This window comes from Actinoplanes sp. TFC3, assembly GCF_001553785.1.
GTDB lineage: Bacteria > Actinomycetota > Actinomycetes > Mycobacteriales > Micromonosporaceae > Actinoplanes.
This window is the reverse complement of record NZ_LOJP01000001.1, coordinates 2,744,300-2,760,853: the sequence shown is the minus strand read 5'-3', so window position 1 is coordinate 2,760,853 and position 16,554 is coordinate 2,744,300. Positions and strand designations below refer to the sequence as shown.

Here is a 16,554-nt window from a genome sequence, read left to right as displayed (position 1 = left end):
ACTCCCCCGCCCACCCGGCGCTTCGCGATGATCCAGGCGGAGCTGCCGAACGCGCAGAGCGGCATCCGCAACGAGCCGGCGACGGACGAGGGCGGCGGCGAGAACGCGGCGTACATCACCGCCGGTGACTGGCTGCGCTTCGACAAGGTGACGTTCCCCAACGAGTTCCCGATGAATTTCTTCGGCGCCCGCATCGCCTCCGGTGCCCGGCCCGGCGTGACCGGCACGCTCGAGGTGCGCCTCGACGGCATCACTTCCCCGGTGGTTGCGACGATCCCGGTCAGCAACACCGGCGGATGGCAGAACTGGCGTACCGACACCGTCGTCATGACCCGGACCATCGCCGGGGTGCACGACATCTACGTGACGTTCACCGGTCCCAGCCGGGCGGACTTCGTCAACGTGAACTGGGTGACGTTCTCCTGATCCACCGACGTACCACCGGCGGCCGGGGCCTTGAGGCCCCGGCCGCTGTCCTTCAGGGTCGCTTGCGCACGCCGAGATAGTGCTGCCACAGCAACCGGGCCGCGACCGCGCGCCACGGACGCCACGCCTCGGCGCGCACAAGAGTTTCCGCCGGGCTCGGCAGCGCCGGCAACTGCCACAGCTGAGCGATCCCGGCCACGACAGCCAGATCCCCGCCCGGCCAGGCATCCGGGCGCCCGAGGGCGGAGAGGCGATAGATCGCCGCCGTCCACGCGCCGATGCCCACCACGGCCCGCAGCTTGACGTCGACCGTATCGTCGTCGCATCCGGACAGTGCGTCCAGGTCCAGCGAGCCGTCCTCGACGGCGGCCGCGATGGCTCGCGCGTACCGGCTCTTCTGCCGGCTCAGCCCGGCCTGCCGGAGCTGCGCGTCGTCGAGCTGCAGCAGGTTCTTGGCGGTCAGCGGAGCAGCCAGCGCACCGAGCCGGTCGAAGGTGACGCGCGCCGAGGCCAGCGACACCTGCTGCTCCAGCATGATGTGCAGCAGCGAGGCAAACCCCGGCGGGCGATCCCACATCAGCGGAAACCCGTGGTGCGCCACAACCCCGGCGAACAGCGGCTCACGGCGGGTGAGCTCCTGCACCCCGAGTCGCAGATCGGCCGGGGTCATCGGCTGGAGGCTCATGGCACCGTAATGCCCCCCACGCGCGCCTTGACGCCTGCGCGCGTGCGTTCCGACTCCAGGACAACTCGTCCGGTGGATCATTGCGGCCTTCACCAGGCCTGCCCGATGCGCGACCCTGAACCCATCGGAAGCGTTCGCTGTAATCCAGGTCACACGCCCGAACGGTTGCTTCGAATTCGAAGCGCGCTATGGTCGGTGAGTGCTTCAAGTTCGAAGCACACGGCACACCAACCGGAAGGCACGTGGTTCTGATGAAGGCAGTGCGTTTTTACGAGTACGGCGACCCGTCCGTCCTGCGCGTCGAGGACGTCGAGCAGCCCACCCCCGCCGCCGGACAGGTGCGCGTCCGCGTCGCCGCCACCTCGTTCAACGGCGTCGACGCCACCATCCGCGGCGGCTTCATGCAGGGCCCGATCCCGGTGACCCTGCCCCACACCCCCGGCATCGACGTCGCCGGCACCGTCGACGCGCTCGGTGCGGACGTCACCGGCCTCACCGTCGGCGACCAGGTCATCGGCTTCCTGCCGATGGGCGGCGTGGGCGCGGCAGCGGAGTATGTGCTCGCCCCGGCCGAGGCCCTCACCGCGGCGCCCACCAGCATCCCGCTCGCCGACGCCGCCGCCCTGCCGCTGGTGGGCCTCACCGCCTGGCAGGCCCTGTTCGAGCACGCCAAGCTCACCGCCGGGCAGCGGGTGCTGATCAACGGTGCCGGTGGCGCGGTCGGTGACTACGCCATCCAGTTCGCCAAGAACGCCGGAGCCCACGTCATCGCCACCGCCAGCTCGCGCAGCGCCGGACGCGCCGAGACCGCGGGCGCCGACGAGGTCATCGACCACACCAGCACCGAGGTGAGCGCGGCGGTCACCGAGCCGGTCGACGTGGTGCTCAACCTCGCCCCCATCACCCCCGACCAACTGACCACGCTGATCACCCTGATTCGCGATGGTGGCGTCCTGGTCAACACGACGGTCTGGATGCCCGCCCCCAGCGACGAGGACCGCAACGTGCGCGGCATCGACCTGTTCGTGCGCAGCGACGCCGAGCAACTGGCCCAGTTGGTCGCGCAGATCGACGCAGGCCGGCTCCGCGTCGAGGTCGCCGGACGGGTGCCGCTGGCCGATCTCCCGGCTCTGCACACCCGGGCCGCCGCCGGCGAGCTGTCCGGCAAGGTCATCGTCCTCGCCCCCGCCGCCCGCTAGGAGACCACCATGATTCCCGACGGCGGTCGCCCGCCCCCGCCGTGCCGCCGACCTGGCCGCAGCGAGTTCCTGTGGCGCCTTCGTCCGGCCGGTCGCCCGAAGAACCGCAATCTCGAAGGGCGCGCCCGGGGTTTCAGGAGCGAGGCTGAAGCAGACGAGCGGGCGACGGGTGGGGGCCACGTGAGCGGGCAGGTCGTACGGTCAGCGCAGCGGGTCGACAGCCGGGCGTTGCGCGACGCCTTCGCGAGCTTCGCGACCGGGGTCACGGTGGTCACCGTCGGAGGGCCCGCCGCGCACGGCATGACGGCGAATTCCTTTGCCTCGGTGTCGCTGTCGCCTCCGCTGCTGCTGGTGTGCGTGCACAGCAAAGCCCAGATGCATGGGCTGCTCGCCTCGGGCACAGCCTTCGGCATTTCCGTGCTGGCCGAGCACCAGCGCGACCTCGCGGCCTACTTCAGTAATCCTGGCCGGCCCACCGGCATGGCTCAGTTTCGTTGCACCGCAACGGTTCCGGGGTCGCACACCGGCGTACCGCTGATCGCCGGGGCGCTGGCGCACTTCGAGTGTGAGGTCAGGAACCGCTATGAAGCGGGTGATCACACCATCGTCGTGGGGCACGTGTGCTCGCTGTACCGCTCGGGTGGGAGTCCGCTGCTGTTCGTATCCGGGCGTTATGGCCATACCGGTACGCACTGAGGCACCGCGGTAGACGTTCGTCGCATCCCACTGTGCAGTTGCGAGGGAGGACACATGTCGCTGATCACCCCGTCTCAGCAAAACCTGGTCCCGCCACAACCAGCGCACTCGGTGCGTACCGGATGGATCGTGCTTGGCAGTGTGGTCGCCGGCTTGGCAATGGCGTTGTTGTGGTCGTTCGAACTGGTGGACTCGGTCATCGGTGACAACGTGGCCAACACGGTGCTCGGGCACGACGCGAAACATGATGCCATCACCGGTACGGCCGCCGGGTTGCTGTTCGCCTTCGTCTCCGGGTTCGCCGGCACCTTCACGGCCTGCAACATCGCCATGGCGGCGACGGTCGGCCCGATGACCCGGTTGCAGGCGCACGAAATGCACGGGCAGCGCGCGACGTGGCGAGTTCTGTTGCGGCCGATGAGGTTGCTGGTCGCGGGCATGGTTGCGGTGTCGGCATGCTACGGCTTTGCCGGCGTGCTGCTGGGCGCTCGCCTGCCGCAACTGTCGACCGATCGGATCGGCGATTTTCCGGTACGGCTCATGCAGTCCTCCGTGGTCTTCGGCATCATCGGTCTTGCTCTGGTGTATCTGGGTCTGGCCTCGCTGGGGGTGCTGCCCGACGTCTTCCGGAACCGCCCCGCGGCCCGTGTCATCACGCTGGGCGCCCTCATCGGTGGCTTCCTGATCGGGCGTCCCTATCCGCTGTTCAACAAGCTGTTCCACTGGGCGGTGGAGGCCGGTAACCCGTTCTACGGCGCGCTGGCTTTCGTGCTCCAGTCGCTGGGCAATGTGCTGCTGGTGTCCTGCTTGTTTGCCTTGCTGCTGCTGCTCACCCGTGGCCGCTTCACCGGCTGGCTGGCTCGCAGCCCACGGGCCACCGCCATCGTCACCGGCGGCTTGCTGCTCGCGCTCGGCGTGTTCACGGTGGTCTACTGGGATCTGCGCGTGCCGTCCACATTCTCGGGTGGCTGGTTCCCTGTGTTGCCCTACAACCGCTGAGAGCCGATGCCGGCGACCGGTGGAGCGGCTGGGCCGCGCGCGAGCAGAGCCCGAAGATAGTCGCCGTAGGCGCGGGCGCCTGCCCCGGCGGCCAGCCGCTCCAGCCGATCGTCGTCGATGAGCCCGGACCGCCAGGCCGCTTCCTCGACGCAGCCGACCCGCACCCCGTCGCGGTGCTGGACGGCGGCGACGTAGCGCGTCGCCCGTTCGAGATCCGGGAAGGTTCCGGCATCGATCCAGACCGTACGGGCGGGTAGCCGGGACACGGTGAGGGCACCCCGGCCGAGGTAGCACTGGTGCACGGAGGTGATCTCGAATTCACCCCGGCGGGCCGGCCGCAGATCGCGGGCCAGCGCCACCGCCTCAGCGTCGAAGCTGTAGAGACCGGTGACCGCCTGCCCCGGCTGGGGATGGGCCGGCTTCTCCCGCACCGACAGGACCCGGCCCGCGTGGTCGCTTTCCACCACGCCGTAGCGCCGGGGGTCGCTGACCCGCGCGGAGATGAGGCGGGCACCGTACGGCGGGCCGGGAAAGTCCGGAGGCAGGGGGCCGTGGAACACGTTGTCGCCCAGGGCCATCAGCACCGGGCGGCCGGCGATGAAGTGCTCACCCAGCACAAGCGTCTGGGCGATGCCTTCCGGTCGCGCCTGCACGGCGTAGCTCAGGGACACCCCCCACGCCTCGCCATCACCCAGCAGACGCCGGTATTGCGGGAGGTCCCGGGGTGTCGTGACGACGAGGATGTCGCTGACGCCCAGGCTGAGCAGCGTGGCCAGCGGGTAGTGGATCATCGGCTTGTCGTGGACCGGCAGCAGGTGCTTCGACACCGTGCGGGTCAACGGCCACAGCCGGGTGCCGGTGCCTCCAGCCAGCAACAGGGCGCGCGTGGTCATCAGCGTTGTACCAGACCGGGCAGCGCCACCGCGCAGAGCCGCAGATCGCGGTGATCGCAGTACCACACCAGTTCGCCGTCCCAGGTCAGCCCGGTAGGGTTGCCCACCACACCGTACGAGACCAGCTCCCGCCCGGTGACGATGTCAACAACGGTCAGGCTTGCACCGGCATGATCGGCGTACAGCAGGTAGCGATCGGTAACGGTGAGCCCGGCGACGGCTCGGCTGATAGCGAAGGTGCGCAGCAGGGTCCCGTCCCGGTCACGCAGGTCGACGCGCCGCAGATCCTCGTATCCCAGCCAGAGTCCCTCACGGGTCGCCTCCAGGCCGCACAGCTTCTTACCGGGGCGGGGGTTGGCGAACTCGTACGCTACCTCGCCGGTGTCCGGGTCGATGGCCCGCAGCACGCGTTCGGCGGTGGCCACCTGCAGCAGGTTGCCGTCGACGGTGGTGAGATCGGTGCGGACCTGCGCGCACGGCACAGTGTGCGCGGCGGTACCGGAGACGGGATCAATGGCGCAGATGCGGCCGGAATACGCCTCGGAATACCACAAGTAGTCGCCGGACCAGGTGAGACCGCAGAGCTGCAGTCCTCGTACCCGGATGTCTCGGACGGTGTTCACCAACAACGGCATCACTAACCCCCGAGTCCGTACCGACGGCGGGCCCAGCCTGCCGCGTCCCTCTCCGGTGCGCCGGAGAGGGACGCGGCAGGCGCGATGCTCAGATGTTGACCGCAGCGGTCTCGCCGACGGTCGCCTCACGCATCACCAGGGTGACACCGGTCAGCCGGCCACGAGCCTGGCCGTCCGTGGTGACCAGCGCCGTGTCCGTGCCATCGAGCGTCAGCTCGGTGCCCGTGGCGTCCATGTCACGCAGCTTGCCGTTGATGTGCACCGCGTTCGTCGCATACAGCGTCTCGCGCGGGGTCACAAGCTCGAACTCGGCGTCGATGTGCAGGTCGCTGGGGAAGCTGACGCGGCTGAGGCTGTCCTCGGAGCCGTCGCCCAGCGTTCCGCCGGAGACCCGCGGCCAGCTTGCGCGCAGCATGACCCGGCCACCGAGCTCGGGGCTGTGCCCGACGACCGCGACGCGGGCCAGCTGGGCGAGCACGCCCGGGCCCTCGTCGTGCTTGTCGGGGGCGAACAGCAGAACCTCGGCGCCACCGGCCTTGAGGTGGTCGCCGGCGAGGTCGACGTGCACGGTCTTGCCGTTCACCTCGAGCGAGACCCGGCCCTCCATGCTGGTCTGCATGATCATGGACGGGTCGACCAGCATGGACATGCAGGGGCCGGCGCTCGGGGCGAAGAACAGGTTGGGCGTGATGCCAACCGGCTCGTTGTTGTCGTTCGACGGGTACCACGCCTCGGGGAGGGTGGTGCCGCGCACGACGTTGACGGCCTGAGCGACCTCGAACGGACCGTCACCGCGCGGCTTGCCGTTGTAGGGGCCGGTCAGCGGCTTCTTGAAGGGCGGCACGTGGTCGACCACACCGTAGATGTCGATGACATTGCGGTGGGCCAGCCGCAGCGTGCTGGACTCCAGGATGCCGAAGCGGCGGATGTAGAACTCCGCGGGGAAGTTCTTGCCCGGCACGATCTGCCGGACGTGGCCGCTGTTGGGCAGGAACGGGTTGGACAGGACCTGGATCCGGTCGTCGAGCTCGTAGCTGAAGCCCTTGATGCCGACCTCGGGGGCGCTGATGAGCTCGGTCTCGAACTCGGCGTAGCCCTTCTCGTCGACCCGGTGCTCAAAGCCCGGCATGGGCCACTTGTTCAACTGGACGAACCCGGACAGGTTGATCGTCTCACGACGCCCTGAGTAGTAGTCGTCGCCGAACACCACCGTCGCCGCCGCCAGGATGTGCGGACGGATGGGCTTCGGTTCGAGATTCAGCGACTCGTACGTCTCGCGCACACCGCTCAACGCGAACACCTCCATGAGCTTGGCAGTCTGTGACCCGAGTGGGCCCGTGACCCAAAAACTATATATTTCTAAAGTGACGGTCAACGACCCAGACTTCCGATAGTGCGGGTGCAACCTCCTGCATGGGAACCAGATAGCGTCGCTATCGACTGGCGCCCACGGTCGTTGATGATCAATTTACTTGATTATCCTATGGTAATCTCGGTCCGCGTCGTCATGGAGGAGGAGCAGCAGTGCTGCAGCGAGAGGCACCCCCAGCCGCCCATCCAGACCTCGAACCGTCCCCCGCAGGGCTGCATGCAGCCCCGTGGGAGCGGATCAGAGACCTTTTCCCCCTCGATCACGGCACGGCCCACCTCAACTCGGGCACCGTCGGCGTGATGCCGCACGCGGTCCTGGACACCTACACCCGGGTGACCCGCGAGTGGACCGGCAGCCTGGCCAACATCTACCCGCCGAGCCTTTATCCGCAGGACCGGGCAGCGATCGCCGCCGACTTCGGGGTCGCGCAGGACGAGATGGTCATCTGCCACAACGCCACCGAGGGCATGGCCCGCATCGTGGCGGGCCTCGATTTCCGGGCCGGCGACGAGGTGCTGACGACCACCCACGAGTGTTTTTCCGTGCTGTCCAACCTCAATCTCGCCCACAACCGGTACGGCGTGCAGGTCCGCAAACTCACCTTGCCGACCGGTTACGACGTGACCACCGAGCAGATCCTGGACCTGTTCGAGTCCGCCATCACGCCTCGTACCAAGGCGATGTTCTTCGCAGCGGTGACCCTGTTCGGCGGCGTACGCATGCCGATCCGGCAACTGTGCACGATGGCCCAGCGCCGGGGCATCATCACCGTTGTCGACGGCGCGCTGCTGCCCGGCATGCTGGACAGCGACCTGCGCGAGCTGGGTGTCGACTTCCTGGTCGGCTCCGGTTCCAAATGGCAGTGCGGCCCGCTGGGCACCGGCCTGCTCTACGTACGCAACCGGGTGACCCCGGCCAACCCCCTGCCGCTGCCGGTCTTCTGGCCGGTCATCTCCACGTGGTATCCGCTGGAGGGCGCACCGCCACCGCGCTCACACCCGGACACCACTGCCACCAACAACATCGGTGACTACCTGCAGAGCGCCGGCAGCGCCAGCGTGGCCCGCGCCGCCGCCCTGGCCCGGGCGTGCGAGATCTGGAACATGATCGGCCGTAACCGCATCCAGGAGCGCGTGCTGGAGCTGGGCCGCTACGCCAAGCGGCGCATCGCCGAGACGCTCGGCCCGCAGGCGCTGTATTCCCCCACCGCCGACGAACGGCTCAACTCGCCGCTCACCACGTTCCATCCGTTCCGGGCCGGCGAGGATGCCCATGACGGCATGAAGTTCGAGACGCTCGTGGCCCGCCTCGAGCAGGAGGACCGGGTCTGGATCCGGTGGGTCGAGTTCGACGTTCCCGGATCGGCGCGGATGCGCTACGCGGCCCGCTTCTGCACCCACCTGTTCAACTCGGAGGACGACGTCGACCGGGCGTTGCGGGCCGTCGTACGGCTGGCCGCGCAGTTGTCCTGATCCCTGTGCGCACGGAGGCAACGATGAGCGACACCCAACCGCGCTACGGCGGCGTCCTGCGCCTCTACGGGCCCGGCAGCATGGACCATCTCGATCCGGTCTGCGCCTACTACGCTCTCGGCGGGCAAATCATCCGGCTGTTCGCCCGGCAACTGTTCACCTACCGCTCGCTGGAGGACCTGCGCGATCCCTCGGCGATCACGCCGGTGCCCGATGTCGCGGCCGAAGTGCCCACCCGGGCCAACGGTGGGCTGAGCGCCGATCGCACCGTGTACACCATCACGCTGCGCCCGGACGTGCTCTGGGACACCAGTCCGCCGCGGCCGGTCACCGCGTACGACTTCGTGCGCGGCTTCAAACGCCTCGGCAACCCGGTTTCCACCAGCGGTGCCATCGGCTACTTCACCAGCACGATCCGGGGCATGGCCGAGTACTGCGAGCGGTACGCCAGCCAAACCGGACTCGCCGGAGCCCACGCCCAGCGCCTCGCCGCGTTCCAGAACGACAACGACATCGCCGGTATCCGTGCGCTCGACGAGACCACCATCCAGTTCCGCCTGCTGCGCCCGGCCAACGACTTCCTCAACATCCTGGCGCTGACGTTCGCCTCCGCCGCCCCCGTGGAGTACGACACCTTCGTCCCCGACAGCGATGAGTTCCGCGCCGCGGTGCGCTCCAACGGTCCGTACCGCATCACCCACTACGCCCACGGCCGGCGGATCCGGCTGGACCGTAATCCGGTGTGGTCACCGGCCGCCGACCCGGTACGCCATCAGTATCTCGACGGTGTCGAGGTGACGATGGAGCACGCCACTCCGGAGCAGGTCGGCCAGATGATCGCCGGTGGGGGCGCCGACCTGTCCTGGGCGTCGCCCATCACCGAGCCCTACGACGCCAACCCCACGGATCCCGGCAACGACCTGGGGTACGCGCTCAATCCGTACCTCGTGTTCAACATGCGCAGCCCCAACCAGAACGCGGCAATGAGCAAACGCCGGGTCCGGCAGGCAATCGCGTATGCGATCGACAAGGTCGCCATCGCCGAGATCTACGACAAACTCGAGGCGGGCACCGTCATGCGTCCGGCGCACAGTGCGATTCCGCCGGGCAACGACGGCCACCACGACTTCGATCTGTACCCGACGCCGGGCGACCGCGGCGATCCCGAGCGCGCACGGTGGTTACTGGCCAAAGCTGGATACCCCGACGGGCTCACGCTCATAGCGGCACACCGCGATGTCGATGCCAACCCCGAGGTGGCAAGTTCGTACGCGGCGGACCTCGCCCGCTGCGGCATCACCGTGCAGTTCCGCTCGTTCGGCCACGCCGGCTACTACCCGTTCCTGCAGGACCCGGCGAATGCCCGAGCCGGGTTGTGGGACATCACCGCCGCGTCGTGGACCCCGGATTGGTACGGCAACAACGGCCGCGCCTACATCCAGCCGATGTTCCAGACCAACGACTCGCGCGGGACCAGCAACTACGGCGGCTACCACAATCCTGCGGTGGACCGGCTCATCGAGCAGGCACTGTCGGCAGCGGACCCGGCCCACGCCACCGAGTTGTGGCACCAGGTCGACCTGCAGGTGATGAACGACGCGGCGATCGTGCCGATTCTGGCGCACGCCCCGACGATCCCGCACGTACGCGGCCCCCGGGTGCGTCACGCCATCGCCATGCCCACCGTCGACCGGTGGTTCGACCTGGCCAACCTCTGGCTGGAGGACTGAGCATGAACACCGGGGCCCCGCGGTACGGCGGCACTCTGACCATGGTCGGCGCCGGTGACGTCGACTTCCTCGATCCGGCGCTGGCCTATCACACCGTGACCCGAGGCATCATCCGGGCCTACACCCGCCAGCTGGTCACCTACCGCTCCAGCCGCGACCGCGCGGCCACCGCCGTGATCGTGCCCGACCTGGCGACCACGGCCCCCGTGCCGGAGCAGGACGGCCGGCGCTACCGGTTCACGCTCAAGGAGAATGTGTGCTGGGACGCGCCCACCGGCATCCGCACGCTCACCGCCCAGGACGTCGTCCGTGGCATCAAGCGGCTCGCCCATCCGCTCGCGCCCAGCCCGGGGCTGCCCTATTTCATGAGCACAATCGACGGGCTCGCCGAGTTCCGCGACCGGCTGGCCGCGGCGGGCAAGGATCCGGCGATCATCGCCGACGCGCTGGAGACCACACCGGTCGCGGGGCTGCGGGTGCACGACGAGCGAAGTCTCACGCTGACGAGCATCCGGCCGGTCCCCGACCTGCTCAACATCCTCGCCCTGCCGTTTGCCACCCCGGCCCCGGCGGAATACCTGCGCGGGGTCCCGGGCAGCCCCGGGCAGGAACAGCGGATCATCTCCTGTGGGCCCTACCGGATCGCCGGTTACACCCCCGGCGAGACGATCGCGCTCACCCGCAGCGCCGCCTGGACGCCGGCCAGCGACGACATCCGGGCCGCCTACGTCGACGAGATCCTCGTTCACGAGGGACTCGGCGAGGACAAGTGCTACGCCATGGTGATGGCGGGCGAGGCGGACATGCTGTGGGACATCCAGCCGCCGACCGAACGCCTGGACGAGCTGTTCGCGACCGGCGACACGCGGCTGGAGGTCTACCCGGCCGGGCTGCTCAGTCCGTACCTGGTCATCAACATGTGGTCCGGCACCGCCGGGCATGCCCTGGCCAAACCCGAGGTACGTCGGGCCCTGCAGTACGCGGTGGACAAGGCCGAGGTGTCGCGGGTCTGGGGCGGCCCGCGGCTCAACGACATAGCCGATCAGATCCTGCCGCCGCTGTGCACCGCGCACCGGCCGTTCGCGCCGTATGCGACGCCGGGTGGGCGGGGCGATCCCGGAAGAGCCCGGCAACTGCTGAACCAGGCCGGCTATCCGCACGGGCTCACGCTCAAGCTGGTGTTCCGCAACCGCGACATCCATCCGGAAACCGCAGCGGTCGTACGGGACGCGCTCGCCCGCGCCGGGATCACCGCCGACCTGGTACCCGCCTCGATCGGCGAGTTGTTCGGCTCCTACCTGGCGGCACCGCAGGCCGCGCGCGACAACCGGTGGGACATCGCCTTGACCGGGTGGGAACCGGACTGGCACGGGCACAACGGCCGGGTATACCTCCAGGCACTGTTCGACAGCTCGGCTGCCTCGGGCGACGACGGCTGGGGAACCAACTTCGGGCACTACCGCAGCGCCCAGACCGACCGGTTGATCACCGAGGCTCTCAGCAGTGCCGACCAGAACCTCGCCGACGAGTTGTTCCGCCGCGCCGAAGCCGAGATCCTGCGGGACAGCGCTGTCGTGCCGATTCTCTTCGCGCACCAGTACTGGCTGCACGCGAGCCGGGTTCGTAGCTGGTTGCCGTACCCGGTGCTCAACGGAGACCTGACAAACCTGTGGCTGGACGGCCCCACCGACCGCGAGGAGTTCCCGCTATGACAACACCGACGGCAGCCGTGCAACGTTCGCTGCCGGCGCCCGGCAGCTACATGTGCGGGCTCACCTTCGACGGCGAGGTGTTCTGGCACTCCGATCAGGACGGCGAGCTCATCTCCGCCATCGACCCGGCATCCGGCGAGGTCCGCCGGTCCCTGCCAAATCCCTGGGTACGCGCCGACTTGACCGTGCACAACGGTGAGCTCCACCAGATCGGTGGCCGCCCGAAACGCCTGGTACGCATCGACCCCCGCACCGGGCAGGTGCTGGGCCACGTCACCGTTGCGCCCCCCAGTGGGCGGCTGTGCGGGGTGGAAGCTGCGCCCGAAGGCATGTGGATGTCGTTGCGTTCCCCCGATGTCGTGCAACTCCGCGACTTCGCCACGATGACCGTGCAGCGCGAGATCCCCATCGAGGCACCGCCCTCGGGTCTCACCTGCACCCCCGAACTGATCGTGTTCGGCGAGTACGAGGCCGGTCTGGTGCACGCCATCGATCGGCAAAGCGGCCGTCCCCTCGCCCGGGTACGCGTGGAGGGCCGCCCCACCGGGCTGACGTACGACGGCGAATACATCTGGTACTGCGACTTCCCCGCCCGGGAGCTGAAGGCCCTGTGCGTCGAGGACCTGACGGAGCCGGCCAATGCTGCCTGAGCCCCGGCTGGTCAAAGCCGTCGAATACAACCTGAAAGGCCAGTGCGCCCGGATGCATGCCGTGGCCTCGTACGGCGGGAACTTGTGGCCGGCCACCGTGTGCGGTCTGGCCGGTCAGGCTTACGTACCAACTGGATCTTCGTATGTGCCGGGGCAGGGACAGCCGAATTGCTCCGCCTGCGATGCCGCTCTCGCCGAGGCAGCCGGCTGAGGCAGATGCTTCACTAAGATATGGTGCAAGCCTCCGCGTGTCGCAGGGATCCGCTTGTCGAAGGGAGTCGCGTCATGACCGCACCCGGTTTCGATCCGGTGAAGTTCAAGGCCGGTCAGCGAGCACTGTGGAATTCCGCCAGCGAGGTCTGGAGCGACCTGCCACCCGAGTTCGCCGCCGGCGCCCGGCTGCTCGACCGGGAACTGCTCCGCCTCAGCGGGCTGCGCCGCGGGCAGCGAGTGCTCGACGTGGCCTGCGGCACCGGTGACACCGCGCTGAGCGCTGCCCAGGTGGTCGGCGATTCCGGCTCGGTCACGGGCATCGACCTGGCTTCCGACATGATCGCGGCAGCCCGCAAACGCGCGGACGACCAGCCGCACGTCGAGTTCCGGGTCGCCGATGCCGATGATGTCGAGCTGGCCCCCGGCTCCTATGACGTCATCCTCAGCCGGTGGGGGCTCATGTTCTCCGCCGACCGGCCCGCATTGTTCCGGCGGCTGCGGGAGTTGCTCACCGACGACGGGGTGCTGGCTGCGGTGACGTGGGGCCCCGATCACCGGTCCCCGATGATGACGCTGGGCGGCACTGTGCTGGCCGCGCGGCTCGAGCTGCCCACTCCCCCGCCGGGGGCTCCGGGGCCGAGCGGCATGGTCGACCCGGAGAAGATCCGGACGGAATTCACCGGCGCCGGTTTCTCCGCGGTCACGGTCGCCGAGTTCATGGTGCCGTTCAGCGTGTCGTCGCCGCAGCGGTATGCCGCGTTCGTCAGGGACATGTCGCCACCGATGATGCAGCAGATGCTGCAGCAGCGGTTCGGCGATGCCGGGGATCCCGCCACCTGGCAACTGGTCGCCGCGGCGGCCGAGCCCTATGTGGCTGCGGACGGCACGGTGCAGCTGCCCAGCAGCACCAACCTCATCAGAGCGGTCCGCTGAAGGCGACCGCCCCAGCCCAAGCACCCCGCCGGTGACCGATCCGGTCACCGGCGGGGGGCTTGGGCTGGGCGGTATCCAGGTCCTAGTGGCGCCGGGGGCTCGAGGCGGCGAACAGTACGCCGTGCGGGCGGGCAAAGCCGGTGGCGCCGTGTGGCCAGGTCGTGCGGTTGAACTGCAGGCACGGCTGACCGGTGAACTCGTCACGGAACCTCTGGTCGATGCTCAGCGAGCCGTTCACCCCCTGGTGCAGCATGCAGATCCGGTGGTCGCCGTCGATCCCGGTGGGGGCCACGAAGTAGTTGGCCACCGCGAGCCGGTCGGGATGCCGGGTCTCCTTGATGACGCCGCGCGCGTCGGTGGCGAAGTTGTCCAAGGCACCCCAGTGCGGGCCGACACCGATGGCGGTCGACGTGGTGTCCCGGATGGGTACGGCGTTGATGAGTTTCGGGCAGTCCGGCTCGAAGCCACCGCGTTCCACCTCGGCCAGCTCGTCAACCGAACAGCGGGCGCCTGCCCCGGAGCCGATCAGCTTGCGGACGTCCAGCACGTAGACCATGCCGGTCTGCTCGGCGCGCGGCAGGAAGCCGTTGGTGCCCATCACCGCGTGGTACAGATAACGGTCGTCGGGGCTCAGTTGCAGCCAGCTACCGCCGTCGAAGGCCCCGCTCAGCGGTCCGTCCGGCTGGAACGACCGGTAGGCCGCCGTGTCGTCGAAGACCTCGCGCCACACCGGCTTGGCCGCGGTGATGTCCGGCGTGTAGAAGACGCTGCCGCCCTGCATGGTGGAAGCGAACGCACCCCGGTGCTTGCGCTCATGCGTCAGCGCGGTCTCCATCACCATGCGCTGCTCGTCGGAATACGCGTCCGGGTCCGGCGGGCGCGGCCCCTTCGGCAGGTGGGACACCGACAGCAGTTTCGGCCGGTTGCGGTGGGCGATGTCCCAGATCCGCACGGTGTCGCGCGACAGGTAGGGGTTCCTGGAGCCCTCGGTGGGCGCGACGACGTTGCGGATCTCGACGTAGTCGCTGGTCACCATCCGGTTGAGGTCCTCGCGTACGCCGATACCGTGCGGGTTGGCGCAGGACGGAACGGGCAGCGACGGTACGGACGGGCAGGTCACCGCGTCCTCGGGTGTGGGCAGCGCAGCCGCGGTCTCGCTGAGCGTGCGCCCCGACGAGTTGATGCGCACGACCTCACCCGGCGTGCCGGCGAACCCGTTGCCCGTACGGACCTCGCCGTTGCTGTAGCGGCACGGCCCGCTCACGTTGGGACCGCCCATGTACGTGCCGTACGCTGTGTTGTCGCTGAGCACCCAGAACGCGTCGGGGGCGGTGCCGCACGGCGTGTCCATCGGCGTGTTCACCCCGCTGAGCCGCAGCTCGGGCAGTCGCGAGGTGTCGAAGACGAACGTGGTGTCGCTCAGGATCCCGCCGGCGTACAACGACTGACCCTGGTGCCACGTGTACTGCATGTGGTGCGGCTCGTTTCCCTTGAGCGGCCCCAGGGTCACGGTGTTCACCACTTTGCCGTACGAGGGTGAGGTGGCGGATGCGTCGACCACCGCAAGAAAGTCCGGGTCCGGGGTGTCGCCGGAGGCCGTGCCGCCGGCCCAGACCAGCAGCCATTGGTGGGCCTGGTTGCTGTGGGCGTACCGGATCGTATGGTTGATGGCTGTGTAGGTGACACCGTCTGTCCCGACGACGCTGGAGCGCACGTTTCCGAGCCGTTCGACAGCCCCGGAAGGCACCGCTCCGGCCGTGCCGCCGGAAATCAGCACCACGGCGCTCGCGAGCGCGAAAAGGCTCAGGCCACTGCGCCGGGTTTGAGATCTGTACCGATTCCTCGGCATGCTTCCCCCTAGCAGACACTGTTCTTGATCGGTAAGACACCCGGGACGCCGACGGCGCGGCCGTCAGACCGGACCGGCCGTTTCCCGGGCGCGTTCCGCGGTGAGGAGCAGGTAGCCGGGCTCGTCGATCGCCAAGCAGTCCTCGAAGACGGAGACGAAGGTGTGCACCATCTCGGTGCCGTAGAGTTCTTCCAACTCGAAGCGCTGCTTCTCGACGTTGGCGATCATCTCGCGGTGGTGGCGCATGGTCTGCCGGGTGATGTCGAGGAATTCGACCTGGTGCAGCCCTGCGGTGCGCAGCAACGGCGGGAAGTCCTCGGGCAGCAGCAACTCGCCGTTGAGCGAGAGCCGCCGGTATGCCTCCACCACTTGCGCGGCGTGCCCCTGCAACGGCTCCTTCTGGAAAAAGATGGTCAACACGATCCGGCCGCCGGGTTTGAGCACCCGGCTCACCTCGCCGAAGACCCGGGGCAGATCGGTCATGTGCACGATGGACTCGATGGCCAGCACGGCATCGAAGGAACTGTCCTCGAACGGCAGAGACAGCGCATCGGCGACCTGGAAGCCGACGCGATCGCTGACCCCGGCCGTCCGGGCGGCTTCCTGAGCCTTGCCGATCAGCACCGAGCTGGTGGCCACCCCGGTGACGCGCACGTCGGCGGCTCGGGCGAGGCGCACCGCCGGCGCCCCCAGCCCGCATCCCAGGTCGAGCACCGTGGCACCCGGTCCGGCCCCCAGCCGTCCGACCATCATGTCGGTGAGCCGGTCGGTGGCCTGCTGGACCGAGCTCGGATCCTCGGGCGACGTCCAGTAACCGAGGTGGACGTTGTCACCGACCAAGCGGTTGATCATGGGGACCGCGTGGTCGTAGAAGGCGATCACCTCGTCGGTCGTGGGACGGTACGCCTGAACCATGCGAGCCTCCTGAGGAGCACCGGCGGGCGGGATGGCGTCCGAGACCCGTGCGGCAACGGACCGCACCGGCTCTTAAGCTTTACAAAGATATGCCGATCGTTTCGACCTGGCAAGCCGCAGATCGCGGCCGCAAACCCGTCACGAACAGGCGATTAAGGATGCCTTGCGCACCGGG

15 protein-coding genes are annotated in these 16,554 nt (G+C 68.7%); 9 read left to right on the top strand and 6 right to left on the bottom strand.

Annotated features, from left to right (window positions below; genetic code table 11):
* Nucleotides 1–426: carbohydrate-binding protein (locus tag TFC3_RS37950; RefSeq protein WP_161952584.1), on the top strand; the 426-nt coding region annotated here is incomplete at its 5' end.
* Nucleotides 427–478: 52 nt separating this feature from the next.
* On the opposite strand, the gene TFC3_RS12225 is transcribed toward TFC3_RS37950, so the two are convergent.
* Nucleotides 479–1,111, bottom strand: coding sequence for a DNA-3-methyladenine glycosylase (locus TFC3_RS12225; protein WP_067499275.1), 633 nt, complete (start codon nt 1,109–1,111; stop codon nt 479–481).
* A 251-nt stretch (nt 1,112–1,362) separates the two neighbouring features.
* On the opposite strand from TFC3_RS12225, the gene TFC3_RS12220 reads away from it, so the two are divergent.
* The 3 genes from TFC3_RS12220 to TFC3_RS12210 all read left to right on the top strand — a co-directional run bounded on the left by TFC3_RS12220 (nt 1,363) and on the right by TFC3_RS12210 (nt 4,005).
* Nucleotides 1,363–2,310 carry an NADP-dependent oxidoreductase gene (locus TFC3_RS12220; RefSeq protein WP_067506491.1) on the top strand — a complete coding sequence of 316 codons (948 nt, stop codon included), beginning with the start codon at nt 1,363–1,365 and terminating at the stop codon, nt 2,308–2,310.
* A 180-nt stretch (nt 2,311–2,490) separates the two neighbouring features.
* Nucleotides 2,491–3,006 (top strand): flavin reductase family protein, encoded by a 516-nt coding sequence (locus TFC3_RS12215; protein WP_067499273.1) that lies wholly within the window; start codon nt 2,491–2,493, stop codon nt 3,004–3,006.
* A 54-nt stretch (nt 3,007–3,060) separates the two neighbouring features.
* Nucleotides 3,061–4,005: a hypothetical protein gene (locus tag TFC3_RS12210; protein WP_067499272.1), complete on the top strand. Its 945-nt coding sequence runs from the start codon at nt 3,061–3,063 to the stop codon at nt 4,003–4,005.
* Here the strand turns inward: TFC3_RS12210 and TFC3_RS12205 are convergent.
* The 3 genes from TFC3_RS12205 to TFC3_RS12195 all read right to left on the bottom strand — a co-directional run bounded on the left by TFC3_RS12205 (nt 3,993) and on the right by TFC3_RS12195 (nt 6,839).
* Nucleotides 3,993–4,898 (bottom strand): sugar nucleotidyltransferase, encoded by a 906-nt coding sequence (locus tag TFC3_RS12205; protein ID WP_067499269.1) that lies wholly within the window; start codon nt 4,896–4,898, stop codon nt 3,993–3,995. The two genes, TFC3_RS12210 and TFC3_RS12205, sit on opposite strands and share 13 nt — an antisense overlap.
* The gene (locus TFC3_RS12200; RefSeq protein ID WP_236718087.1) at nt 4,898–5,521 is read right to left on the bottom strand and encodes a PQQ-binding-like beta-propeller repeat protein; all 624 of its coding nucleotides are present in this window, start codon (nt 5,519–5,521) and stop codon (nt 4,898–4,900) included. Before TFC3_RS12200 ends, TFC3_RS12205 begins: the two co-directional genes overlap by 1 nt.
* Nucleotides 5,522–5,621: 100 nt before the next feature.
* Nucleotides 5,622–6,839, bottom strand: coding sequence for a DUF6004 family protein (locus TFC3_RS12195; protein ID WP_173745316.1), 1,218 nt, complete (start codon nt 6,837–6,839; stop codon nt 5,622–5,624).
* A gap of 218 nt (nt 6,840–7,057) precedes the next feature.
* On the opposite strand from TFC3_RS12195, the gene TFC3_RS12190 reads away from it, so the two are divergent.
* The 5 genes from TFC3_RS12190 (at nt 7,058) to TFC3_RS12170 (ending at nt 13,615) form a co-directional block, all read left to right on the top strand.
* The gene (locus TFC3_RS12190; RefSeq protein ID WP_067499267.1) at nt 7,058–8,377 is read left to right on the top strand and encodes an aminotransferase class V-fold PLP-dependent enzyme; all 1,320 of its coding nucleotides are present in this window, start codon (nt 7,058–7,060) and stop codon (nt 8,375–8,377) included.
* Nucleotides 8,378–8,400: 23 nt separating this feature from the next.
* Nucleotides 8,401–10,107 carry an ABC transporter substrate-binding protein gene (locus tag TFC3_RS12185; RefSeq protein WP_067499265.1) on the top strand — a complete coding sequence of 569 codons (1,707 nt, stop codon included), beginning with the start codon at nt 8,401–8,403 and terminating at the stop codon, nt 10,105–10,107.
* 2 nt (nt 10,108–10,109) lie between these two features.
* Nucleotides 10,110–11,819, top strand: coding sequence for an ABC transporter substrate-binding protein (locus tag TFC3_RS12180; RefSeq protein ID WP_067499264.1), 1,710 nt, complete (start codon nt 10,110–10,112; stop codon nt 11,817–11,819).
* Nucleotides 11,816–12,469, top strand: coding sequence for a hypothetical protein (locus TFC3_RS12175; protein ID WP_067499262.1), 654 nt, complete (start codon nt 11,816–11,818; stop codon nt 12,467–12,469). The genes TFC3_RS12180 and TFC3_RS12175 overlap by 4 nt, the downstream gene beginning before the upstream one ends.
* Nucleotides 12,470–12,754: 285 nt before the next feature.
* Entirely contained in the window at nt 12,755–13,615 is an 861-nt protein-coding gene (locus tag TFC3_RS12170) for a class I SAM-dependent methyltransferase (protein WP_067499260.1), read from the top strand.
* A gap of 82 nt (nt 13,616–13,697) precedes the next feature.
* On the opposite strand, the gene TFC3_RS12165 is transcribed toward TFC3_RS12170, so the two are convergent.
* Together TFC3_RS12165 and TFC3_RS12160 are read right to left on the bottom strand one after the other, a co-directional pair.
* The gene (locus TFC3_RS12165; RefSeq protein ID WP_201787147.1) at nt 13,698–15,395 is read right to left on the bottom strand and encodes a selenium-binding protein SBP56-related protein; all 1,698 of its coding nucleotides are present in this window, start codon (nt 15,393–15,395) and stop codon (nt 13,698–13,700) included.
* Nucleotides 15,396–15,527: 132 nt separating this feature from the next.
* The gene (locus TFC3_RS12160; RefSeq protein ID WP_067499255.1) at nt 15,528–16,379 is read right to left on the bottom strand and encodes a methyltransferase domain-containing protein; all 852 of its coding nucleotides are present in this window, start codon (nt 16,377–16,379) and stop codon (nt 15,528–15,530) included.
* Nucleotides 16,380–16,554: the final 175 nt, after the last annotated feature.

Bases quoted from the DNA above. Each gene is read 5' to 3' on its own strand.
- TFC3_RS12170 (WP_067499260.1), top strand. From the start codon at position 12,755: ATGACCGCACCCGGTTTCGATCCGGTGAAGTTCAAGGCCGGTCAGCGA.
- TFC3_RS12175 (WP_067499262.1), top strand. From the start codon at position 11,816: ATGACAACACCGACGGCAGCCGTGCAACGTTCGCTGCCGGCGCCCGGC.
- TFC3_RS12220 (WP_067506491.1), top strand. From the start codon at position 1,363: ATGAAGGCAGTGCGTTTTTACGAGTACGGCGACCCGTCCGTCCTGCGC.
- TFC3_RS12210 (WP_067499272.1), top strand. From the start codon at position 3,061: ATGTCGCTGATCACCCCGTCTCAGCAAAACCTGGTCCCGCCACAACCA.
- TFC3_RS12180 (WP_067499264.1), top strand. From the start codon at position 10,110: ATGAACACCGGGGCCCCGCGGTACGGCGGCACTCTGACCATGGTCGGC.
- TFC3_RS12205 (WP_067499269.1), bottom strand. From the start codon at position 4,898: ATGACCACGCGCGCCCTGTTGCTGGCTGGAGGCACCGGCACCCGGCTG.
- TFC3_RS12160 (WP_067499255.1), bottom strand. From the start codon at position 16,379: ATGGTTCAGGCGTACCGTCCCACGACCGACGAGGTGATCGCCTTCTAC.
- TFC3_RS12185 (WP_067499265.1), top strand. From the start codon at position 8,401: ATGAGCGACACCCAACCGCGCTACGGCGGCGTCCTGCGCCTCTACGGG.
- TFC3_RS12225 (WP_067499275.1), bottom strand. From the start codon at position 1,111: ATGAGCCTCCAGCCGATGACCCCGGCCGATCTGCGACTCGGGGTGCAG.
- TFC3_RS12195 (WP_173745316.1), bottom strand. From the start codon at position 6,839: ATGGAGGTGTTCGCGTTGAGCGGTGTGCGCGAGACGTACGAGTCGCTG.